This window comes from Acinetobacter sp. NyZ410 (genome assembly GCF_022828975.1).
Lineage (GTDB): Bacteria > Pseudomonadota > Gammaproteobacteria > Pseudomonadales > Moraxellaceae > Acinetobacter > Acinetobacter guillouiae.
Genome location: NZ_CP094620.1, coordinates 1,510,335 through 1,529,899, shown reverse-complemented (window position 1 = coordinate 1,529,899; position 19,565 = coordinate 1,510,335). Strand labels below are relative to the sequence as shown.

18 protein-coding genes, 2 tRNA genes and 1 pseudogene are annotated in these 19,565 nt (G+C 36.2%); 9 read left to right on the top strand and 12 right to left on the bottom strand.

Going from position 1 to position 19,565, the window contains the following annotated elements; translation table 11 throughout:
• Window positions 1-398 precede the first annotated feature (398 nt).
• The 11 genes and pseudogenes from MTO68_RS07250 to MTO68_RS07200 form a co-directional block, all read right to left on the bottom strand.
• A protein-coding gene (locus tag MTO68_RS07250; protein WP_244015491.1) for an IS3 family transposase occupies window positions 399-1,615 on the bottom strand; the annotation gives its coding sequence in 2 pieces (ribosomal slippage) (window positions 399-1,270 and window positions 1,270-1,615; 1,218 coding nt in all).
• 169 nt (window positions 1,616-1,784) lie between these two features.
• On the bottom strand, window positions 1,785-2,000 hold the full coding sequence (locus MTO68_RS07245) for a cold-shock protein (RefSeq protein ID WP_004721990.1): 216 nt from the start codon (window positions 1,998-2,000) through the stop codon (window positions 1,785-1,787).
• A gap of 385 nt (window positions 2,001-2,385) precedes the next feature.
• Window positions 2,386-3,225 (bottom strand): sterol desaturase family protein, encoded by an 840-nt coding sequence (locus tag MTO68_RS07240; protein WP_244015490.1) that lies wholly within the window; start codon window positions 3,223-3,225, stop codon window positions 2,386-2,388.
• Window positions 3,226-3,315: 90 nt separating this feature from the next.
• Window positions 3,316-4,119 (bottom strand): AraC family transcriptional regulator, encoded by an 804-nt coding sequence (locus MTO68_RS07235; protein ID WP_244015489.1) that lies wholly within the window; start codon window positions 4,117-4,119, stop codon window positions 3,316-3,318.
• A 208-nt stretch (window positions 4,120-4,327) separates the two neighbouring features.
• Window positions 4,328-4,404 (bottom strand) — tRNA-Met (locus MTO68_RS07230).
• Between the two features lie 787 nt (window positions 4,405-5,191).
• Window positions 5,192-5,413 (bottom strand): hypothetical protein, encoded by a 222-nt coding sequence (locus tag MTO68_RS07225; RefSeq protein WP_244015488.1) that lies wholly within the window; start codon window positions 5,411-5,413, stop codon window positions 5,192-5,194.
• A 181-nt stretch (window positions 5,414-5,594) separates the two neighbouring features.
• Window positions 5,595-5,873 carry a hypothetical protein gene (locus MTO68_RS07220; protein ID WP_034614323.1) on the bottom strand — a complete coding sequence of 93 codons (279 nt, stop codon included), beginning with the start codon at window positions 5,871-5,873 and terminating at the stop codon, window positions 5,595-5,597.
• 575 nt (window positions 5,874-6,448) lie between these two features.
• Window positions 6,449-6,646 (bottom strand): type II toxin-antitoxin system HicA family toxin, encoded by a 198-nt coding sequence (locus tag MTO68_RS07215; RefSeq protein ID WP_004820037.1) that lies wholly within the window; start codon window positions 6,644-6,646, stop codon window positions 6,449-6,451.
• 1 nt (window position 6,647) lies between these two features.
• On the bottom strand, window positions 6,648-7,064 hold the full coding sequence (locus MTO68_RS07210) for a DUF1902 domain-containing protein (RefSeq protein WP_244015487.1): 417 nt from the start codon (window positions 7,062-7,064) through the stop codon (window positions 6,648-6,650).
• A gap of 222 nt (window positions 7,065-7,286) precedes the next feature.
• Window positions 7,287-7,983, bottom strand: a pseudogene (locus MTO68_RS07205) (metallophosphoesterase).
• A gap of 481 nt (window positions 7,984-8,464) precedes the next feature.
• The gene (locus MTO68_RS07200; protein WP_244012683.1) at window positions 8,465-9,709 is read right to left on the bottom strand and encodes a transposase; all 1,245 of its coding nucleotides are present in this window, start codon (window positions 9,707-9,709) and stop codon (window positions 8,465-8,467) included.
• 318 nt (window positions 9,710-10,027) lie between these two features.
• On the opposite strand from MTO68_RS07200, the gene MTO68_RS07195 reads away from it, so the two are divergent.
• Window positions 10,028-11,164, top strand: a complete 1,137-nt coding sequence (locus tag MTO68_RS07195) for an FAD-dependent oxidoreductase (RefSeq protein WP_244015486.1) — start codon at window positions 10,028-10,030, stop codon at window positions 11,162-11,164.
• 57 nt (window positions 11,165-11,221) lie between these two features.
• Here MTO68_RS07195 and MTO68_RS07190 read toward each other — a convergent pair.
• A tRNA-Arg gene (locus tag MTO68_RS07190) sits at window positions 11,222-11,297 on the bottom strand.
• Window positions 11,298-11,484: 187 nt separating this feature from the next.
• Here MTO68_RS07190 and MTO68_RS07185 point away from each other — a divergent pair.
• The 8 genes from MTO68_RS07185 (at window position 11,485) to MTO68_RS07150 (ending at window position 19,483) form a co-directional block, all read left to right on the top strand.
• A complete protein-coding gene (locus MTO68_RS07185; protein WP_004722000.1) occupies window positions 11,485-12,420 on the top strand; it encodes an ABC transporter ATP-binding protein in 936 nt (311 codons plus the stop codon).
• On the top strand, window positions 12,417-13,190 hold the full coding sequence (locus tag MTO68_RS07180) for an ABC transporter permease (RefSeq protein WP_004820027.1): 774 nt from the start codon (window positions 12,417-12,419) through the stop codon (window positions 13,188-13,190). The genes MTO68_RS07185 and MTO68_RS07180 overlap by 4 nt, the downstream gene beginning before the upstream one ends.
• On the top strand, window positions 13,190-14,014 hold the full coding sequence (gene queF / locus MTO68_RS07175; RefSeq protein ID WP_004820024.1) for an NADPH-dependent 7-cyano-7-deazaguanine reductase QueF: 825 nt from the start codon (window positions 13,190-13,192) through the stop codon (window positions 14,012-14,014). The genes MTO68_RS07180 and queF overlap by 1 nt, the downstream gene beginning before the upstream one ends.
• Window positions 14,015-14,031: 17 nt before the next feature.
• Window positions 14,032-14,682 (top strand): hypothetical protein, encoded by a 651-nt coding sequence (locus tag MTO68_RS07170; protein ID WP_004820022.1) that lies wholly within the window; start codon window positions 14,032-14,034, stop codon window positions 14,680-14,682.
• Window positions 14,683-15,026: 344 nt separating this feature from the next.
• The gene (rodA, locus tag MTO68_RS07165; protein ID WP_004722007.1) at window positions 15,027-16,169 is read left to right on the top strand and encodes a rod shape-determining protein RodA; all 1,143 of its coding nucleotides are present in this window, start codon (window positions 15,027-15,029) and stop codon (window positions 16,167-16,169) included.
• Window positions 16,170-16,203: 34 nt separating this feature from the next.
• Window positions 16,204-17,205, top strand: a complete 1,002-nt coding sequence (mltB, locus tag MTO68_RS07160) for a lytic murein transglycosylase B (RefSeq protein ID WP_004820018.1) — start codon at window positions 16,204-16,206, stop codon at window positions 17,203-17,205.
• 285 nt (window positions 17,206-17,490) lie between these two features.
• Window positions 17,491-18,102, top strand: coding sequence for a septal ring lytic transglycosylase RlpA family protein (locus MTO68_RS07155; protein WP_004722011.1), 612 nt, complete (start codon window positions 17,491-17,493; stop codon window positions 18,100-18,102).
• Window positions 18,103-18,319: 217 nt separating this feature from the next.
• Window positions 18,320-19,483, top strand: coding sequence for an MFS transporter (locus MTO68_RS07150; protein ID WP_244015485.1), 1,164 nt, complete (start codon window positions 18,320-18,322; stop codon window positions 19,481-19,483).
• Window positions 19,484-19,565 lie beyond the last annotated feature (82 nt).

Genomic DNA, 19,565 nt, shown 5'->3' with positions numbered 1-19,565 from the left:
TCAAACCGCCTAATTATTCATACAAATAATTTTCATCAATGAAGCTTAAGTTTTTGTATGAACTTTTAGAAACTGTTGGTTATTAATTCGTTTTTGTGCTTTTGAATCATACATGGTGATTCTACCGTGGAGCGACATGGATGTCGCTGTTGGGCGGGGGTACAGGACGTACCCCTCGCCCAACGGAAGATTTTTGTCATCTTTTCATCTCTGAAAAGTGAGGCATCGCCTACGCAAAGGTATTTAAACTTTAAATGTAAAGTGTGGCATTGCTAACTTTTTAATCAAATAATTTTTACATACTATTGATTTAATTAAAAATATTGATTAAGAATAATTATATTATTGTGTCTGAGTTTTTTGACAGTGTCTAGTCCTGAAATAGGTTGACACTTATTTCATACAAACGCTCGATGCATTTCATCGGGCGTTTTGTATTTTAGCGACATATGCGGTCTACGGACATTATAAATTTCTATAGACTCTGCAACCATTCGCCTAGCTTCTTCAAGATTCTTTGGTTTATGAAGTAAATATTCATTCTTCAATATACCGTTGACCCTTTCAGCTAAAGCATTCTGATAACAATCATATCCATCGGTCATAGAACATCGAATATTATGTTTCTGATGTAATTCCTGATATTTCTTTGAACAATATTGTATGCCTCGATCTGAATGATGAATTAGTGAATATTGTGGTGCTTTACGTTCCTTTAATGCCTTGATATATGCTTGGCTAACAGCTTCCGCACCTAAATTGTCATCCACATGATAACCCACTATTTTTCTAGACCAAGCATCAGTGATTAGGCTCAGATAAGCTTCTCCTGTTTCTATAGGAAGATAGGTTATATCTGCAACCCAAAGTTGCTCTGGTTTCTGTGGTATCACTTGCCCAATTCCAAACTTAACCAAGTTAGGATGCTTGTGAAAACGATGGTGGCTATTTGTTGTCTTATGATATGCGCGTTTAGGTTGTACTAATAAACGATGATCTCTGAGTAAATCAAACAATCGATCTCTACCAATAGTGATACCTATTATCGTATTCAGTAAATAATGGAGTTTCCTTGTTCCAATACGAGGCTGAAACATTCTTTCTTGTCGAACTTGCTTTAATACATTTTGTTCATATCTATATCTTAGGTTCGATTGCTGGCATTGTTTGTAATAAGCTTGTCGAGTGATATCAAGATAATGGCAACATTCAGTGATACTAAAACCTATCGCTTGTTTTTCTTTAATGGCTTGCCTTGTGGCTTTTTTGTAGTGCTTACTCCGTAATCTCGTTCGAGTATATTTATAATGGATTCAAATAACTCTGCTTTTCTTTTTGTTTCATATAACTGTTGTTCAAGCTCTTTGATTCTTTGTTCGGGTGTGAGTGGTAAAGGATCAGACATTTGTTTTTCTCCATAACGTAATGGGGTGCCTTGACTCCAATCTAATCTACCATGCTTTCTTAACCAAGCTAAAACAGTTGAACGCCCTTGAATACCATATCTACTCTGAGCTTGTTTATAAGTCATTTCACCTTTTTCAACTTGATCTACGACTGATAATTTAAAAGCTAAGCTGTAATCTCTTTGTGTTCTTTTAACTATTGTTTTCATTACACTCTCCAAATTTAAGTTTAGAAAGTGTCAACCTTATCTAGGACGGGACACAGGTTGACTATAGAGGAAGTTATAGAAATAATTGAAATGTATAAATATGAATTAAAATAAAAATTTAGAGTTAAAAAAAGCACGATATCGTGCTTTTTTTACAACTTACTCTGAATTATAGCGGAGTAATGTTTACAGCGTTAGGACCTTTAGGACCTTGAGTGATACTGAATTCAACTTGTTGACCTTCAGCAAGAGTTTTGAAGCCAGAGTTAGCGATTTCGCTGAAATGAGCAAAAACGTCTGGACCTGATTCTTGTTGAATGAAACCGAAACCTTTAGTTTCGTTGAACCATTTAACTGTACCTTTAACAACATTTGAGTTTGACATAATCAATCCTACTGAGATTTAAAAATTTTAAGCCATTTTATGACTAGTGATAACGTCGAAAATAATAAAGAATTGAACTTAAAATCTGAATAAAACGAAGGATTATGACTAAAACTGCGATACTTAGAGAAGATTTACCAAAACATGACTTTTTTCTAGTTGGCTTTACTTTACAGGAAAAAAATAAATAATCAAGCCTTCTTATACATATTTAACTTTATTATGGATAAAGAATGACTTATCTATTTAGAACAGCCCTCATGTGAGAGCTTGCTCAAATAACTTACTTTTCTCGATCATTGATAGAAAGCCAATTGGCTTTCTATTTCACAAGAAAAAAATACCAATGTTCTATACATCAATTTTTCTTATGCTTACTTTATGATTACTTTTTAAATGGCCAGCGGAGTTGAGCCAAATATTGGTTGGGTATTTGACTACACACACCGACTTGATCAGCTTTAATTTTTTGATCTTCATAGTGAAAACTTCCAAACAAGATGTCCCAAAATATGAACACTTCTCCAAAATTCTTACGACCAAATCCATGCTTATGATGAATACGATGTACCTCAGCTACAGCAAAAATATATTTGAAAGGACCAACACGATAATCAATATTTGCATGTTGAAAAAACAAATGCACGGCCATAAATATCATCCAACACCCAATCAACAAACTTGGAGCCCCAAAAAGCGCGAGGATGATCAAACTAGGTCCAGCAAGTACTATTGCACTCAGTGGATGCCGCTTTTCAGCATTTAACCAATATAAACGGCGTGATTGATGATGAATCGCATGCAATTTCCATAAAAATCGATACTTGTGACTTAGGTAATGCATGAACCATAGTCCAAAATCAATCACCACAGCAACAATCAATATCTGCCAAAATACCGAAATATGGTCGGGCCATAATCGTGGAATAAATCGGAAAAGATCAAACCATTCAATAATTTTTGACACAGAAACGATCAAAAATAAATTAAAAATTGCATGGATGATATCTGTAACAAAATCTTGATGTATATCCAACCACTTTGCTTGATAAGGCAAAGAATGCTCAACCCATGCAATCACTACGCCACTTAGCAAGATGAATAATATTGAACTTGGCCAATACGGAACTTGCCCTGAGACGATGAACATCATCATCCATACCGTTAACAGCATGCAAAGCGGATAAAATAAATATCGCAGAGATATTTTAACAAAAGCGCTCATTTATAACTCCAATCAACAGAATACGTTTTAGGAGTATGCTGACTGGCTGGATAGAAAAATTGAACGAAACCGCTATATCACTTATAGCTTTTAATCTGACAAAAGTAATATTGGCATTTGCTCAATGGATGGAATAAATTTTAATAGTGAAGGTTGAATGCCAAACATTTGTTTGCAGGTTCGACTAAAATGCGCCTGATCAGAAAAATGAGCGTGATGAGCGATGCTGGTTAAATTAATATCCTGATCTATGGCTTGAAAGCTTTGTAATAAGCGTAACCATTTCCGATAACTACGATAAGAAATACCAAAATTTTCACTAAACCAATGACTAAAACGACTTTCTGAAAGATTGAATTGTGTGGCGATTTGTTTCACTGTCAAATTCTGTTGATGGTTGTGAATAAGAAATTTTGCAAGACGCTCTTCTTTAACTGACTGAGCTTTGAAATTAGATTCACTGCAATAACTTAAAAGCTTTTGGAAAGATTCAAATGTTTGATTTTGTTCTATAAAATACGCTCTAAGAATAGACACCAAACTTTCAGGCAATATCGTAATCGACGAGTCTTGTTGTAAGGAAACTTGTAAATAATGCTGTATGACATCAGCAAGAAAATGTGTTTGATCAATATAGATCGAACAGTAAGTTCCTGGTTGCAAATGATGTAAAGTATTTGCTGCGATATAGACCCCACTACTCCATATACAATAATCATCAGCAATAACTTGAATCCGCTCTCCCTGTTGTTTTGCAAAGCTTAACTGATGTGCGTGATGACGATGTGGAGAGTTATCACCCACAGCTCCCTCAAAATAGCCAATGCCATATCCAATTGCTATTCGGCCCATCCAATATTTAGCAGGTAATTTATATAGATTAGATTGAGCCATAGAATACTTAAGCTAAAAGTGAAAACTCATTAAATAACACTATTCTACTTATCTTCAAATACCCAGCATAAATAAGCAGATTGATTGAGTGCGCTTTTTATATCTTTGCTATTCTAAAGCGCTTAAATTCAATGCAATAAATTTTAAGCATAAAAAAACCTAGTAAGCATGAAGCAAACTAGGCTATAAACTTTGAATCTTTTTTCGTTGGTAGCGGGAGCTGGATTTGAACCAACGACCTTCGGGTTATGAGCCCGACGAGCTACCAGACTGCTCCATCCCGCATCAACGAAGTGACTTTATACGCCTTAAAGGCAAGTAATACAACCTTTATTCAATATATATCTCAAAAAGCCCTATTTAAGTATTCTATTCACACAATATTTGTACTTTTATTATGCATTGTTTTCAGGTGTACTTAGAAAAATATAAAAACAGAGAATTTCGGAGTGATTAGATTGAATCTCTTTCGCCAGATCCACAACATCATATTTAACACCAGACATCTTTAATTTTTATGCCATGACGCAAGTTGTTAAAGAGCAAAGCATCTCTAAGCATCTATCAATATATGATCCGCAGTATAATAGAAAAATTATTTTCAACATATTTCAACATATTAAAATTCATAAAAGCCCACCTTGTGATGAGCTTTTAGGTCCATTTGTATTTACTTATACACCCATATCCCTAAAGGGATATTACCAAATAAATGGATAAGTAAAGTAAGAACAATAAACATAGAAAAGAAGAATGCGATGTTTATAGATTTAGATATCATGTAATCACCCTTATTTTATTGTTGTTGATTTTTTATACACTAATAACGTGAAATTTTCAATCATTAATATGGATAAATAAATCACATTAAAATCTATCGCTTAGTAAGCTACTTAAATAGTAAAACATTTTGCAATAATTACTTCTCTCTTACCTTTTCTTATCGATACTTCCCTGTCTATAAATACCTCTTAGTATCTATAACAATTTTTGCTATAAAAAAAGACGCATTAAGCGCCTCACCACAAACTTCATTATTTCCCACTCATTTCAACTTATATTGCTTATTCAGCTACTCAATCTCAAAAAAATGCTTTTCTGTGACTATTTTTATCTTTATTTCTTTATAATATCTAATCATTGGGTCATTTGCATCTTTGCTAACTTTATCTAAAAACTTATTTTCTTTCATTAATTTAGAATAAGTTTTATAACCAATGATTAATCTTTGTGGATCCTTACTTTCTTTAAAATCATCAATTTGCTTATTGAGTTCTTTTAGATCGATACCCATGTTGGCTCCCCTCAATTGTTTTAAGCAATATAACACTCATTTATGACATTTTTTTGGCGAGTTAAGAAAAATTAAGCGATTAAAAATACCTCACATTTCTGCGAGGTATTCTTCAATATTTTGCTCTATCTTTCATCAATATTTAAAATAGCGGTGACGTCACTCTAGTGACTACATGAACTTATGATTCAGTGATAAATAAGGGATGATTCGCTTTATAAATCGCTAATTTTTTTATTTCATTTTCTAGATAGCCTTGTGGCTCTTCTTTCCATGTCACTTTTCCACTATCAAAATCAGAGTTACTTAAGGCCCAAGAAGAAATTAAACTGTAAATAAATGTGTTATCAGCAAAAATTAATTTTGTTCTATTGCTCTTATCGCTGGTAAATACTTTGTGTGTAGGTAAGGACCCAAATATACCCACGTGGGTATACAAATATGTAAAGGTTTCATTCATCGTAATGATTACTCTTGTCGTTAATCACTATACTACCGCATTCAGCTCTATTTTATGAACTTTGAGCAAAATTCAAAATCCTTAACCGCTTAAGGATTTTATGAAAAAAACAGCCCCTAAGGCTATGCTATGAATAATTGAAGCATTAAGGCAAAAAAAACCTGCATCTTTGGGGAAAGAATGCAGGCAAAAACCGATAATTCGGTAATAGAAGGAATACCTACTATTTTACTAGGGTTTCATTTTATTTGTCAGTGGCAATATATAACAAGTGCTATAGCTTGCTTTTAATTGGTGAAAAATACTCAATATGGAAGTGGGTCAAAAAAGCTTTATTTTGTAAAATCGCGTCTTTGATCAATGTTCTTTGATACGACCATCATACCTTTCTATTGTTTTTGCCTACTGAGATATTCTCCTCTTAAGCAGCTGCAAATTTCTAAGTCAAAATATTTAAATTTTGCTTGCCTGAGTGACCATTTAAATCACCAAGATGTGTGAATTTTTTTATTATTCAAAAATTGGCTCCAATAAAAAACCCACTTGGTTAAGTGGGTTAGTATTAAATATACACTTTAAATTTTTTCATCGATGCCCGCTTGTTTAAAAATACCATTTGCAGTGTGTCTTGATTCAATTGTAACTGCTACTGGGAATTTTCTATCTGTTATTGGACTGTACCAAATCTCATGGCTACCTTTGCCTTGTCTTTCAAAATTACAACCATACAATAATAGTATTTCAATAACTTTATCGTAGAACCCAGCACCCATATTAAAGCACCACAGACTCTGTTATTTTATAATTCAGTGTGAATTTGTTTAAGTCGACCGAGATATCATTTAATTCTATCAATTCTGCAGCTAGAAGCTTTACATTACTTATTAATTCTTCAAATGTTTTAGACTCTGTGACCAAGCTCAAACTATCACATTGAGCCACCCAAACTTTAGCCTCATCATCAAATAGTACATTTACGTCAAATGAATTAGAAAATAAATCTTTGCAACTGACTGCCTTAAGCATAGCTCTTTCTGCATGAAAAGATTTTGAAAGTTTTTCTGCTTGTAATGCCAAACTCAACGCTGTAGAAAAACGATTTTTATTTCTTCTGTATCGAATTTTTACATCTGCATTTTCACCAATAGCAGCCTTTTTGCCCTCTACATGGCGAACTTTAGATTTAGACATAATTAACCGATCTCCACTTCAGATCTTATGTGCATATTTTAATCAATTAAGTTAATAATTACCATGACAAATTCATCGTGCTCTTGCAAAAGTATGATTTTTGAAAGTTTTGCATAACACTAAACTCTTATAAATCACCCTTTATAACTGCTTATTTTTTGACTATTGTAAAAGGCTTATTGATCAAGCCATAATATTCATGGTGATGTCGATCCTCATCTCTTAAATCTTACTCAAATCTAAAATTGTCAGACTTCCGCAATACACTGCACCAGTATCAATGTAGTAGCAATTATCTCGCTTGATGGGCGTTGTTGTGACGGTATGCCCCATGATGACCAGATCCACACCTTGAACTTTAGTATATTTCGGATTCTCTAAATCAAAGCGTTCTCTGCCCCCACATCGCAGCGTCCGTAGGTAATCGCTTAGCTTCAATTGCATATCTGACAGCATCAAAATGATTAAGATTATGCTTAAACAATTCCCAGTCATTTTGCTCAATATGCCCATGTACAAAACCAAACTTACGACCTTGATGTGTGATTTCAAGTGCAATCGGTAACTGATTAAATTTGTTTATAATTTTATGTTGAGTTTGAGCATCCAAATCATAAAACCACTCTCCTCCATTGGCAATATGACAACGGCCAAAGGAATCATTAAACAAACCTTTAATACATAAGTCTTCATGATTCCCTCGAATTGAAGTAAACCAGGGTTGATCGATTAAATTCACACACTCAATATTTTGAATACCACGATCAACTAGATCACCAACAGCAACCAATAAATCGTTTTCAAAGTTAAAGCCTATCTCAATCAAGCGACTCATCAGCAAGTCGTAACAACCATGAATATCACCAACTACATAGAGCTTACCTTTGATTACTTTATTCCAAATTTTGACTAAGTTCATGTCTTTGCCCTCTTAAGCGAATTTCCAATCCATCTACAACAATGTCCTATCCGTAAAAATTGTTTTGCTGTACACCACATTGATGTATAAATACTTTTTGTTTACATAGCTTTGGCTAATTGATATGAGCTATACGTCTCAGGATATTCATCACTGGATTTTTAAGTAAGTGTTCAAATAAAGCTTGGAGGAAATAAAAATACTTAGAATGGTGTGTTGTTTTTGATAAGGCTTATATAGTTAAAATGGCAATATCTTCATCTTCTAATTCAGCCATCTATAAAGGTATAAGCCACCGCCATCATTTTTAGCTTTTCTGGATTTTTCTTATAAGCTGAGATTTATATTCTTATTGTTGTATCTACTTAACAATGCAATTTTATTTTACGGTACATTAAAAATCTTTCATAAATCAAAAAATGATCATGTAGAGTGAATCATATTGGTATTGAAAGTTCCTTCTCCCACTGGGCATTGGTATCTACACATCTTTTTGTAGAGACTCTAATGCAATTTCAGCAATCAGCTTAAGGTCATCCACCGAATGTTCAGATAATAATTGTAGTGTATTCAGTAATATTGACAGACCAGCCAAAATTGCAGGAGCACTTTCCCTTGTTCCTCTTTTTTGTTGCCTTCCTGATAGACGTGTTAGAAAGACTCTAACTCTTGAATTTTTCTCATCATTTTCTCGCTGTATTCGCCAAGTTAATACACATGCCATACTTGCAATTAAGAGTCGTCTTAATATCGCTTGTGGCGTTGTTTGTAGCCATGACTCAATGTCATGGCCCGCCTGTTTTAACAACTTAAAATAGTTTTCTATTTTCCAACGCCAGTAATACCAAGTTGCCAATTCTATACTTAGAATTTCTGATGATACATTACTTAATAAGCTCCAACGAGAAAGTGATTTTCCTTGCTTATTTTTAACTTCAACTACAATCAGTCGAACGGTTAATGACTTTCCCTTTTGTGGCGGAACTCTTTTTCCCGTTTCATCTTTCTGCATTGGTCTTGCATTACGTGTAATACTGATTTGAGTTTCACCAACATAGAGTTGTTCGCAATTCCCTTTATATTGAATTGTATGGGTTTGTGTAGTTGGTATTTGGTCTGACACTTCCCTTAACTTAACATCTTCTCCTTGATATTCAACACGATTTCCTTCTTTACCTCGAATAAGAAATAAATGTTCTTGTTGATTCAATAATCTAAGATGAGCAATTGAATCTCCTTCACGATCAATAATATGTACGAGTTTCTTTTCTATTGGTAAAGACTCAATATGTTCGATTTGTTCACATAGTGCATTTAAGTGGGTTTCTTTTATTTTATGCCCATCAGTAAATGTTGAATAACGTCCAGTAGCATCACATAAAGTTTGATCTAATGGTGCAATGGGTAAACCCGTTTCAGCATCAATTAATAAACTGCTTTGTAATTCATAGCCTTTGTCACTTGCATGTGTTCTTTTGAATCTATTTAACTTGTTGTTATGTTTGAAATATTGTAGTTGAGACCAATCATGAGCAACTAAGGCATAGTGGTGATTCGATAGAGCGATTTGTTCAAACGCAAGTTTTTGAAGAGGCTGATTGAGTTGTTGAAATGAAACGTTTTCGTTATTTAAGAAACGCCAAACTGCTTGGGTTGTAGCAAAGCTAGTCTTTTGGGTAGAGGCAATATCTTTAAGCGCTGGGGCTAATGAAGCAAGTGGATTCATATTAAGTTTTACAAGACGTCCGTAGCGTTTAACTAATCGGTTATCTAAGTGTGGAATGTTAAATTGGAGAGCATGCTCTCCAATTTAACTTAAATAGATTTAATTGTGTAGATACCTATGCCCACTGGGAGAAGGCTAGGATGAGGGGGATTTTATCTCGATCTATGTTTTAAAATGGGCTTATGAAAGAAGTCTATTAATAAAAAAATAACTATTTAATAATTCATAAAAATACTTGTAATGCAGCCTGTAAAGCAATAATTAAAATTATCCATTTTAAATTCTTTGATAGAATCATTTTATCATATTCAAAATAATATGAAATTTGATTTATTAATGCCACAGAAGCTCAAAATGAAAGAAAAAAAGATTGTTATTGTTGGTGCTGGTATTGTTGGCGTTACCCTAGCATGGTATTTCGCCACTTACTCCAATGCAGAAGTGACATTATTGGATCAAAAGCAGGCAGGAAGCGGAGTTTCTCAACATTCTTTTGCATGGCTTAATGTTTCATATGGGCGTCCTGATGTCTACCAAAAACTACGATCACAATCATTGAATGAATGGCGAAGATTAGATGCAGAGATGCATGGTGCATTGAAAATTCATTGGCGAGGTGCCATTAGTTGGCAGGAAACGAATGCAGAGACATTACAATTTATCCAATCCCACAGTGAGCTGTCTTTTAATGTCGAATCTTTAACAAAAGAGAATCTTGCAAAAAAAGAACCTTTGCTCGATAAAGCGCCGAATATCGTTGCATTTGCTGGCGAAGAAGGTGCGATAGATCCTATCTGGGTGATTCAAACGCTGCTTCAGGATGCCATTAAAAAAGGTGTAAGCTATTGTCAAGAAACTAAAGTTTCTAAAATATTACAAAATGAATCAGGTCAAACAATCGGTGTACGTACTCAAGATAAGGATTATTTTGCAGATAAAGTTGTTTTAACAGCAGGAGTGGTCAATAAGGATTTATTGCAAACTATCAATATCGAATTACCTTTAGCATCTTTGCCAGCTATTATTATTCGCTTTAAGCATGAGAAATCAGATCAATTCGCACAGCATATTATCTCGACACCAGAGATGGAGATTCGCTCGATTGATTCAGAACATTTTTTAGCGGCAGAAGATTATATCGATGACACAGCAGTCAATACGCCAGAACTGATCGCTCTAAATGCTTTAAAAACTATTCAGGCACATTTTAATGCGATAGCACCGACATTAGCATCATCTATAACTGTTGATCACGTGGCTGTAGGAATGCGCCCTATCCCATTCGATGAGATGCCCATTGTTGGTACGATGAATGATGACTCTGGACTTTATCTCATTTCAATGCATGCAGCAGTCACTCTCGCGCCTTTAATTAGTCGCTTGGCTATGCAAGAAATTTTATATGAGCAAGAAATTCCTGAATTATTTTCTTATCGTATCACGAGATTTCAGTGATCATGTGCCAATCTTACGCCAAGATAGTCACTAAACTATTGATTTTATTTATAAATTTGGTACGCCCAGCGGGACTCGAACCCACTCCACAGGCTTCGGAAACCTGCACTCTATCCAGTTAAGCTATGGGCGCTTAAATTGAGAAGGCACATCATAACAAAAAAAACCGCGAGGTAAAGCATTTATAAAACAACTCTTTTGATTGATGCTCATGCTTTAAGCAATGTTGCATATTTGCAATGCAGAATTCCTCCTAACTTACTTGGTTTATTTAAAAAGATCGCTCACAATACACACTCCATAAACCAAGTGAGAATTTCATGACTGATGCTCTGACGTTAAGAGATTTATCTAAAACCTATAGAAATGGATTCCAAGCACTCAAAGGAATCAATTTGACTGTTCCAGAAGGAGAGTTTTATGCACTTTTAGGACCAAATGGCGCTGGTAAATCGACAACAATCAGTATTATCAGTTCCTTGGCGCGGAAAACCTCGGGTACTGTGGAAATTTTTGGTCATGATTTAGATACCCATCCTTCACATGCAAAGCAATGTCTAGGTGTTGTTCCTCAAGAATTTAACTTCGGTCAATTTGAAAAGATCTTTGACATTTTAGTCACTCAAGCGGGTTATTACGGTATTCCGCCTAAAATTGCACAACAACGTGCTGAAGAATATTTAGAAAAATTAGGTTTATGGGATAAGCGTAATACTCAAGGGCGTATGTTGTCTGGTGGTATGAAGCGCCGTTTAATGATTGCGCGTGCCATGATGCATGAACCTAAACTTTTGATTTTAGATGAACCCACTGCAGGTGTAGACATCGAGTTACGCCGTTCAATGTGGGATTTCCTTACAGAAATGAATGAAAAAGGCACTTCGATCATTTTAACCACGCATTATTTAGAAGAAGCAGAAATGCTTTGTCGTCAGATTGCGATTATTGACCGTGGTGTTATCAAAGAAGATACATCGATGAAAGCGTTCTTAAACCAATTGAGTGAAGAATCTTTTATTTTCGATTTAGAAAATCCGATTGAACCGATCATGATTGATATCATTGGTGTGAAATTTAATCTGATTGACCCCATGACCTTAGAAGTCACGATGGATAAAGCGCATTCTTTAAATGATTTATTTCAACTTTTAGAAGCGCAAGGCATTCGTGTTCGCAGTATGCGCAATAAATCAAATCGTCTTGAAGAGTTATTTGTGAAACTGGTTGAGAAAAATCTTGAAGGAGTTGCAGAATGAATTTTACTCAACTACGTATTGCACTCTATACATTAGTTCAAAAAGAAATCCGCCGCTTTATGCGCATTTGGCCGCAGACCTTATTACCGCCTGCGATCACCATGAGCTTATACTTTGTGATTTTTGGTAATTTGGTCGGTTCTCGTATTGGACAAATGGGTGGATTTAGCTATATGCAATTCATCGTGCCAGGTCTCATCATGATGGCGGTGATTACAAACAGTTATGCCAATGTGTCTTCAAGTTTCTTTAGTGCTAAATTCCAAAAAAGCATCGAAGAACTGATCATGAGCCCAGTTCCATTACATATGGTCTTGTGTGGTTATGTGATTGGTGGTGTTGCTCGTGGTGTTCTTGTTGGGGCAATTGTCACTGCAATGAGTTTGTTCTTTACTGACCTTTATATCCATAATATTTTCGTCACGATATATACCGTTATTATTACCTCACTCTTGTTCTCTTTAGGTGGTTTTATCAATGCTGTATATGCAAAATCGTTTGATGATATTTCGATTATCCCAACCTTTGTATTAACACCCCTCACCTACTTAGGCGGTGTGTTTTATTCGATTAGTGCTTTAAGTCCATTTTGGCAAAATCTGTCTTTAATTAACCCGATTGTATATATGGTCAATGCTTTCCGTTTCGGAATTTTAGGTCATAGTGATGTCAATGTTTCATTGTCTTTACTTATTGTGACTCTATTCTGTGGCGTACTGTATGCGATTGCTTACTATTTACTTTCTCGTGGTTCAGGAATGCGTGAATAATGTCTGTTGAAAAATCTTTATTGGGTAAAGAAACCGATTACCCAACTACCTATCAACCCGAAATTCTTTTCCCGATCGCGCGTGCACAAGCGCGTGAGCAATATGCGGATGTAGCGGGTATATATAAAGGTCAAGATTGGTGGCATGTATTCGAAATTTCTTGGCTCAATAGCAAAGGGATCCCGCAAGTTGCCATTGGGCGTATTGCACTCCCAGCAACATCACCAAATTTGATTGAATCAAAGTCGTTAAAGCTCTACTTTAATAGTATGAACTTTACCCAGTTTGACTCTCATCAAGCTTTTATCAATACCGTTGAAAAAGACTTATCTGCTGCTGCACAAGCCCCAGTGACGCTAACTTTATTTCAAGTTGATGATTTAGAGATCAGCAAACCCACGGGTATTTGTATTGATGATCAAGAACCTGACCAGCTGGTCAATCATCCAGATGCAAGCCTTTTGGCCTTTGATCAAGAAAATACTCAACACGGTGAAAGCGTTGAAATTCAACTGTATTCACACTTATTAAGAAGCAATTGCCCGGTGACTGGACAACCCGATTGGGGCACTGTTTTTATCCGATACCAAGGCGAAAAACCTTGTTATCGTAGTATTTTAGCTTATATTATCTCGTATCGTCAGCATAACGGTTTTCACGAACAATGCGTGGAACAAATCTTTGCCGATATTTGGCAAAATTTAAAACCTGAAAAGCTGATGGTGTATGCAACATATACACGTCGTGGCGGTTTAGATATTAACCCATGTCGTGTATCTGATGAATCATGGATGCCAAGCCCAATTCGATTGGCGCGACAATAAACATTGAGGTTGAAAACATGCCTTTTTTTGGTTTTGTACCTTCTGAAGAACTATTAAAGAACATTCAGACCGGTATTGAGAAAAAAAACTCTAACGAACCACTTTATCCTTTACGTGATCAAACTGCCTTACTCATTAATGAAGAAATTATTGATACGCTTTTGATTGAACTTGTTCGTCGCTTCCCTGCAAGTGACAAACGAGATACTGCTGAAAAATTAGCAGGCTATGTCAAATCGACTGTTGCTGTGTTACTTAAACAATTGTTAAGTAAGGCAGACAATGATGTGGTTCGTCAGTCTGTAGAGTTTTCAGAACGTAGTCTATTTAAAGATCCACAAGGCCAATTCCGTGTCGGTGTGAATTTAGACGCAAGTTTAGTCACAAATCTCAAAAATAGTTTTGCTGAAGTTCAAGCAAATGGGGATGTAAATCGCGCTGTATTGTCTGAACAATTCAAACAATTCTCAGATGCGACGATTAACCATTTTATGCGTGATTTTAATAAAACGCTGGATTTGGGTATGATCAAACGTAAGGCTGCGGATATTGGCGCATCTGCTGTAGGCAAAGCAGTGCATATGGCAATTGATAAGTTGATTCCAAATTTAAATAAAGATGAAATCACAGCTGTTGCAGAATATTACGATACTTTATTTTTTAATTGATCGTTAAAATTCAATTGGATTTTTAAATATAAAAAATGCCCTTCTTGGTAAGGGCATTTTTTTACATTTATCGAGTTATACTTTTTAGCTGTAGTAATTAACCATTAAATTCATAAACTTAAAACCATGATAAAACATTATTCCTAGATCTATCTAAGACCTATTCAAGTTCAAAACCATTTAATTCAATCTATTTAACCCACTATTTTCTAATTTAAATATTTCACCCTCAAAATAATCACAAAATTCAGCTCATAATTTTGTTGCAAAGTATTGATATTCATTGCCTTCGGGGAGGATTGTGATAGCATGCGCAAAACACATTTCCCGCACAAAATAGACCAATGGCACCAAGCTCTCAATATAAATTTTTACGTCAATCTCCTCGTGATGGTCTAAGTACTGCCATGATCCCCTCACGCTGGCAAAAACTCCATATTGACCCTTGGTTGAGCTTATTTCTAATTTTAAACGCGATGCTCGGTTTAACCGTCCTTTATAGTGCGTCTGCACAAGATATGGGGCTGGTTTCCAAACAAGCCATGAGCTTTGGTATCGGTTTTCTCGTCATGTGTGGTTTAGCCCAAATTCCCCCTAAAGTTTATCAAGCTTTTGCACCTTACTTTTATCTGTTTGGACTGGTTTGCTTAGTCGCAGTTAAAGTGTTTGGTGAGGTTCGTATGGGTGCTCAACGCTGGATTGGGATTCCAGGTTTTGGCAGCGTACAACCCAGTGAGTTTTTAAAAATTGGTATGCCATTGATGATTGCATGGTTTTTATCTCGTAATCCTCTACCGCCTAGTTTTAAAAATGTGTTTTTATCACTGATCATGATCGGCATTCCTTTTATCCTGATTGCAGAACAACCCGATTTAGGCACATCACTGCTCATCTTAGCCAGTGGGATTTTTGTGCTATTTCTGAGTGGTCTTTCTTGGAAAATGATTTTAGGTGCAGTGAGTGCTGTTGCAGTGGTAATTCCAGTCGCTTGGGAATTTCTACTACACGACTATCAACGACAACGTGTTTTAACTTTATTTAATCCAGAAGCCGATGCCTTAGGCACGGGCTGGAACATCATTCAGTCTAAAACTGCGATTGGTTCGGGTGGCTTTATGGGTAAAGGTTATTTAGAAGGTACTCAATCGCACTTACATTTTTTACCTGAAGGCCATACTGACTTTATCATTGCCGCATTTTCTGAAGAATTCGGTCTGATTGGTATCCTACTTCTGATCATCATTTACTTTTGTATTATCTTTAGAACCTTTCAAATGAGTCTACAATGCTTCCATAATTTTGGGCGCTTGGTTGCTGGTACTTTTGCTTTGTCATTTTTTGTTTATGTATTTGTAAATGCGGGCATGGTCAGTGGTATTTTACCTGTAGTCGGTGTGCCATTACCTTTTATGAGTTATGGTGGTACTGCAATTATTACTTTAATGGCCACTTTTGGCATTGTGATGTCTATACATACACATCGTTAATTTTTTTATCATAAATAATTAGGAAATATAACCTATGTTTACTTTTGGGCTTTTACAGAAGGTTAAAAACATCACTTTTTGTGCAGCTGCATTTTCACTGACCAGTTTCTGCCAAGCCAATGATTTTGCCAGCAACCCTGAATACAATAATTTTAAAGCCAAAACCATGCAAACCTATGGTTTAAGTAGCGAACAAATTGATTGGGCAATGAACGGCTCACGCAATTTACCCAATATCATCAGCATTATGGAACGACCAGGTGAAAGTAAGCCTTGGTATCAATACAAAACTAATTTTTTAGCTGAAGGCACCATCCAACGTGGTGTGCGTTTTAAACAACAATATGCAGATACACTAAATCGCGCAGAACAGCAGTTTGGGGTGCCTCAAGCAATCATCCTAGGCATTCTAGGGGTGGAAACAGGTTATGGCTCAAATAAGGGCTCCTTTATCACCCGTGATGCACTTGCAACCCTCGGTTTTGGTTATCCTCGCCGTGCGCAATATTTCCAAGATGAGTTGGGTGCTTTAATTGCATGGTCATATAAAGATGGCGTTCCAACCAATTCGATTGTTGGCTCTTATGCAGGTGCAGTAGGTTATCCGCAATTTATGCCAAGTAATGTGTCTAAATTTGGCGTGGATTACGATGGAAATGGTCATGTTGACTTACGTAACTCTGCGGTCGATGCGATTGGTTCAATTGCCAACTATCTGGCTCAACATGGCTGGCAACGTGATCGCCCTATTGCGTTTTTAGCGCGTTATACAGGGAACAATCCTGAAGCGGTTATTGCAAAAGATTTAACTCAGCCTGTTCCCTATGGATCACTTAAAAATTTAGGGATTTCTCCATTAAATCCAATCGTCAAAATTGATGACTTAGATTTGGTTAATGTGATTCAATTACAGGACAGCAATGGCCCTATTTATTATATTACTTATCCTAATTTTCAAGTGATTACGACATATAATAGAAGCCGTATGTATGCCACCGCTTTATGGCTTTTAGGCACTGAAATTGTAAGTCGTTAAGACTTGCAATTTCCTAAATAATAAATAAGTCAAGATTTTTTTATGTTAATTTGATCACATTTAATACTTTTTTCACACCTTGTTACAATATTGATTATTTTTTAATCAAAACCTGTAAGAATTTGTCCTTTTTGTAACTGTTTCTTAAATAATGCTAGACACATTTATTCCAGCTTGAATATTATCCTTTCCGTTAAATGCAGTTGCACAAGTGAATTTACAGACCTCTATGGTTAATTTTCAGCGACTTAGAAAGTTAAAATTGAGGTTCCAAGGAGTTAAACGATGCATGCTTCACTAAAATATATGATGGCCCTGACCATGGGTCTGAGTATGACGCAGGTCAACTCAGAAATGGTTCAGTCATCATACTTAAACAATGATTCGGATAGTTCGAGTCTAGCTTCTCGTGTGATTAGCAAAGATTCAACAAATTTCAACTCTCATTTTTCAAACCTAAACAGTTTGTCAATTACTGAACGTTCTGGCGATCAAGTCCGTCGTCAAACTATTGCAGCAAAGATTCAAGTTCCTGAAGATGAGCCTTCAGTAATTGATAAACTTAATGAAGTTGCTTCAAACACAGTTCGCAAATTTAGCCAAACTGGTGTTGCATCTTGGTACGGTCGTCAGTTCCACGGCCGTAAAACCGCAAGCGGTGATACATTCGATATGAATGATTTGACTGCTGCACACCGTAGCTTGCCATTAAACTGCTTTATTCGTGTAACCAATAAAGACAATGGTAAAAGCGTAGTGGTTAAAGTCAACGATCGTGGTCCTTTCCATGGTAACCGTGTACTTGACCTCTCTTACGGCGCTGCTAAGCGTTTAGGTATTACAAATTCAGGAACAGCACGCGTTAATATTGAACGCGTAGATGGTCCAAACTCGTAAATCACTGCATGCATTTAACAAAAGCCACTTTCCAGTGGCTTTTTTATTGCAAAAATAAAAATACAGATGTCCGAATTGCCCCCTTAACTTTCCAGTTATGCCCCTTTTCTTTCAATGCATTCCAGATAAAATAAAATGCGAGTCGATACAGGATGTATCACTAAACAGAAAACGAAAACCGAAGTTTAAATTCTAAAAGTAAAAAAGTGAGCCATGCATGGACGTGAACAGCAAAACGCCAAACTTCGCGCATACATCCCTCAGCAAAACCCAAAAAGTAATCGCACTTGGTTTTGCCACGCAAGGCTTGGGTTATGCCAGCGTCATGACCGCGCTTCCCACAATCAAAAGCCGATTCTGGCTTTCAGATGATCAACTGTCGATTATTATCCTTGGCGTCTGTATTGCCGCAGCACTGGGTTCTATTTTGGCAGATCGACTCGCTGTGAAACTAGGTTCAAGGCTGGCTATTGTTATCGGCTTGCTATTTGAAGCCATCGGTATTGCAATTGCAGCATTTAGTCCCAGTGTCATGATCATGGTCGCTAGTTTTTTACTTTATGGGCTTGGACTCGGATGTTTAGATGCGGCATTGAATATGCAAGCTGTCATGATGGAACAAAAACTTGGAAAAAGCGCCTTGGGCGGTTTCTTTGCCTGTTATACCGCTGCTGCTTTCCTTGGCGCGTTAATCATGTCCGCAACGGTCTCAACCACATTTGGGGCAACAGCGGCATTGTGCATTGCTGTCACGATGTGTTTGATTACATCGCAAGTGTCAAAACGTTGGTTATTTCAACAAAAAGAAAATGCTGCCCTACATCCTCAACAACGATCACCAATTCCGCATAAACAATTGCTTATTTTTGGTGTGATCATTCTCATCGCCTTTACTGTCGATTCAGCAATCAGCACGTGGAGTTCAATTTATCTTAAAGATATTTTAGCAAGCTCAGCCACAGTCGCCCCATTGGGTTATGCCGCATACCAAATGGGTATTTTACTCACCCGTTTAAGTCTGGATTATCTTTTAAAATTTAAAAGCGCTGCATGGGTTGCCTTCATCACAACGCTGATTGGTGCAACAGGCTGTGCCATAGCTGGCTTAGGACATTCATTGGCGATTGTCATTGCTGGTTTTGCACTGGCTGGTGTTGCAGTAGGCGCATTAGTCCCGCTGACATTTTCAGCAGCAGGTCGTCTAGATGAAAATCGACGCGATGAAATTATCGCACGGGTAAATATTTTTAATTATGGCGGGGCTGTAGCAGGAGCTGTAATTGTTGGCTTACTTGCTGCTCCTATCGGTTATGGTCCCTCATTTATTGGTTTAGCACTGGCACTGTTATCTGTGATTTATTTTAGAAAAAGATTTATTTAGACTGTATATAAATAAAAAATCGTTTAGGATAAATCAAGATCATTGTTCAAATGTAAAAACACTTATCATTTTTAAACACATA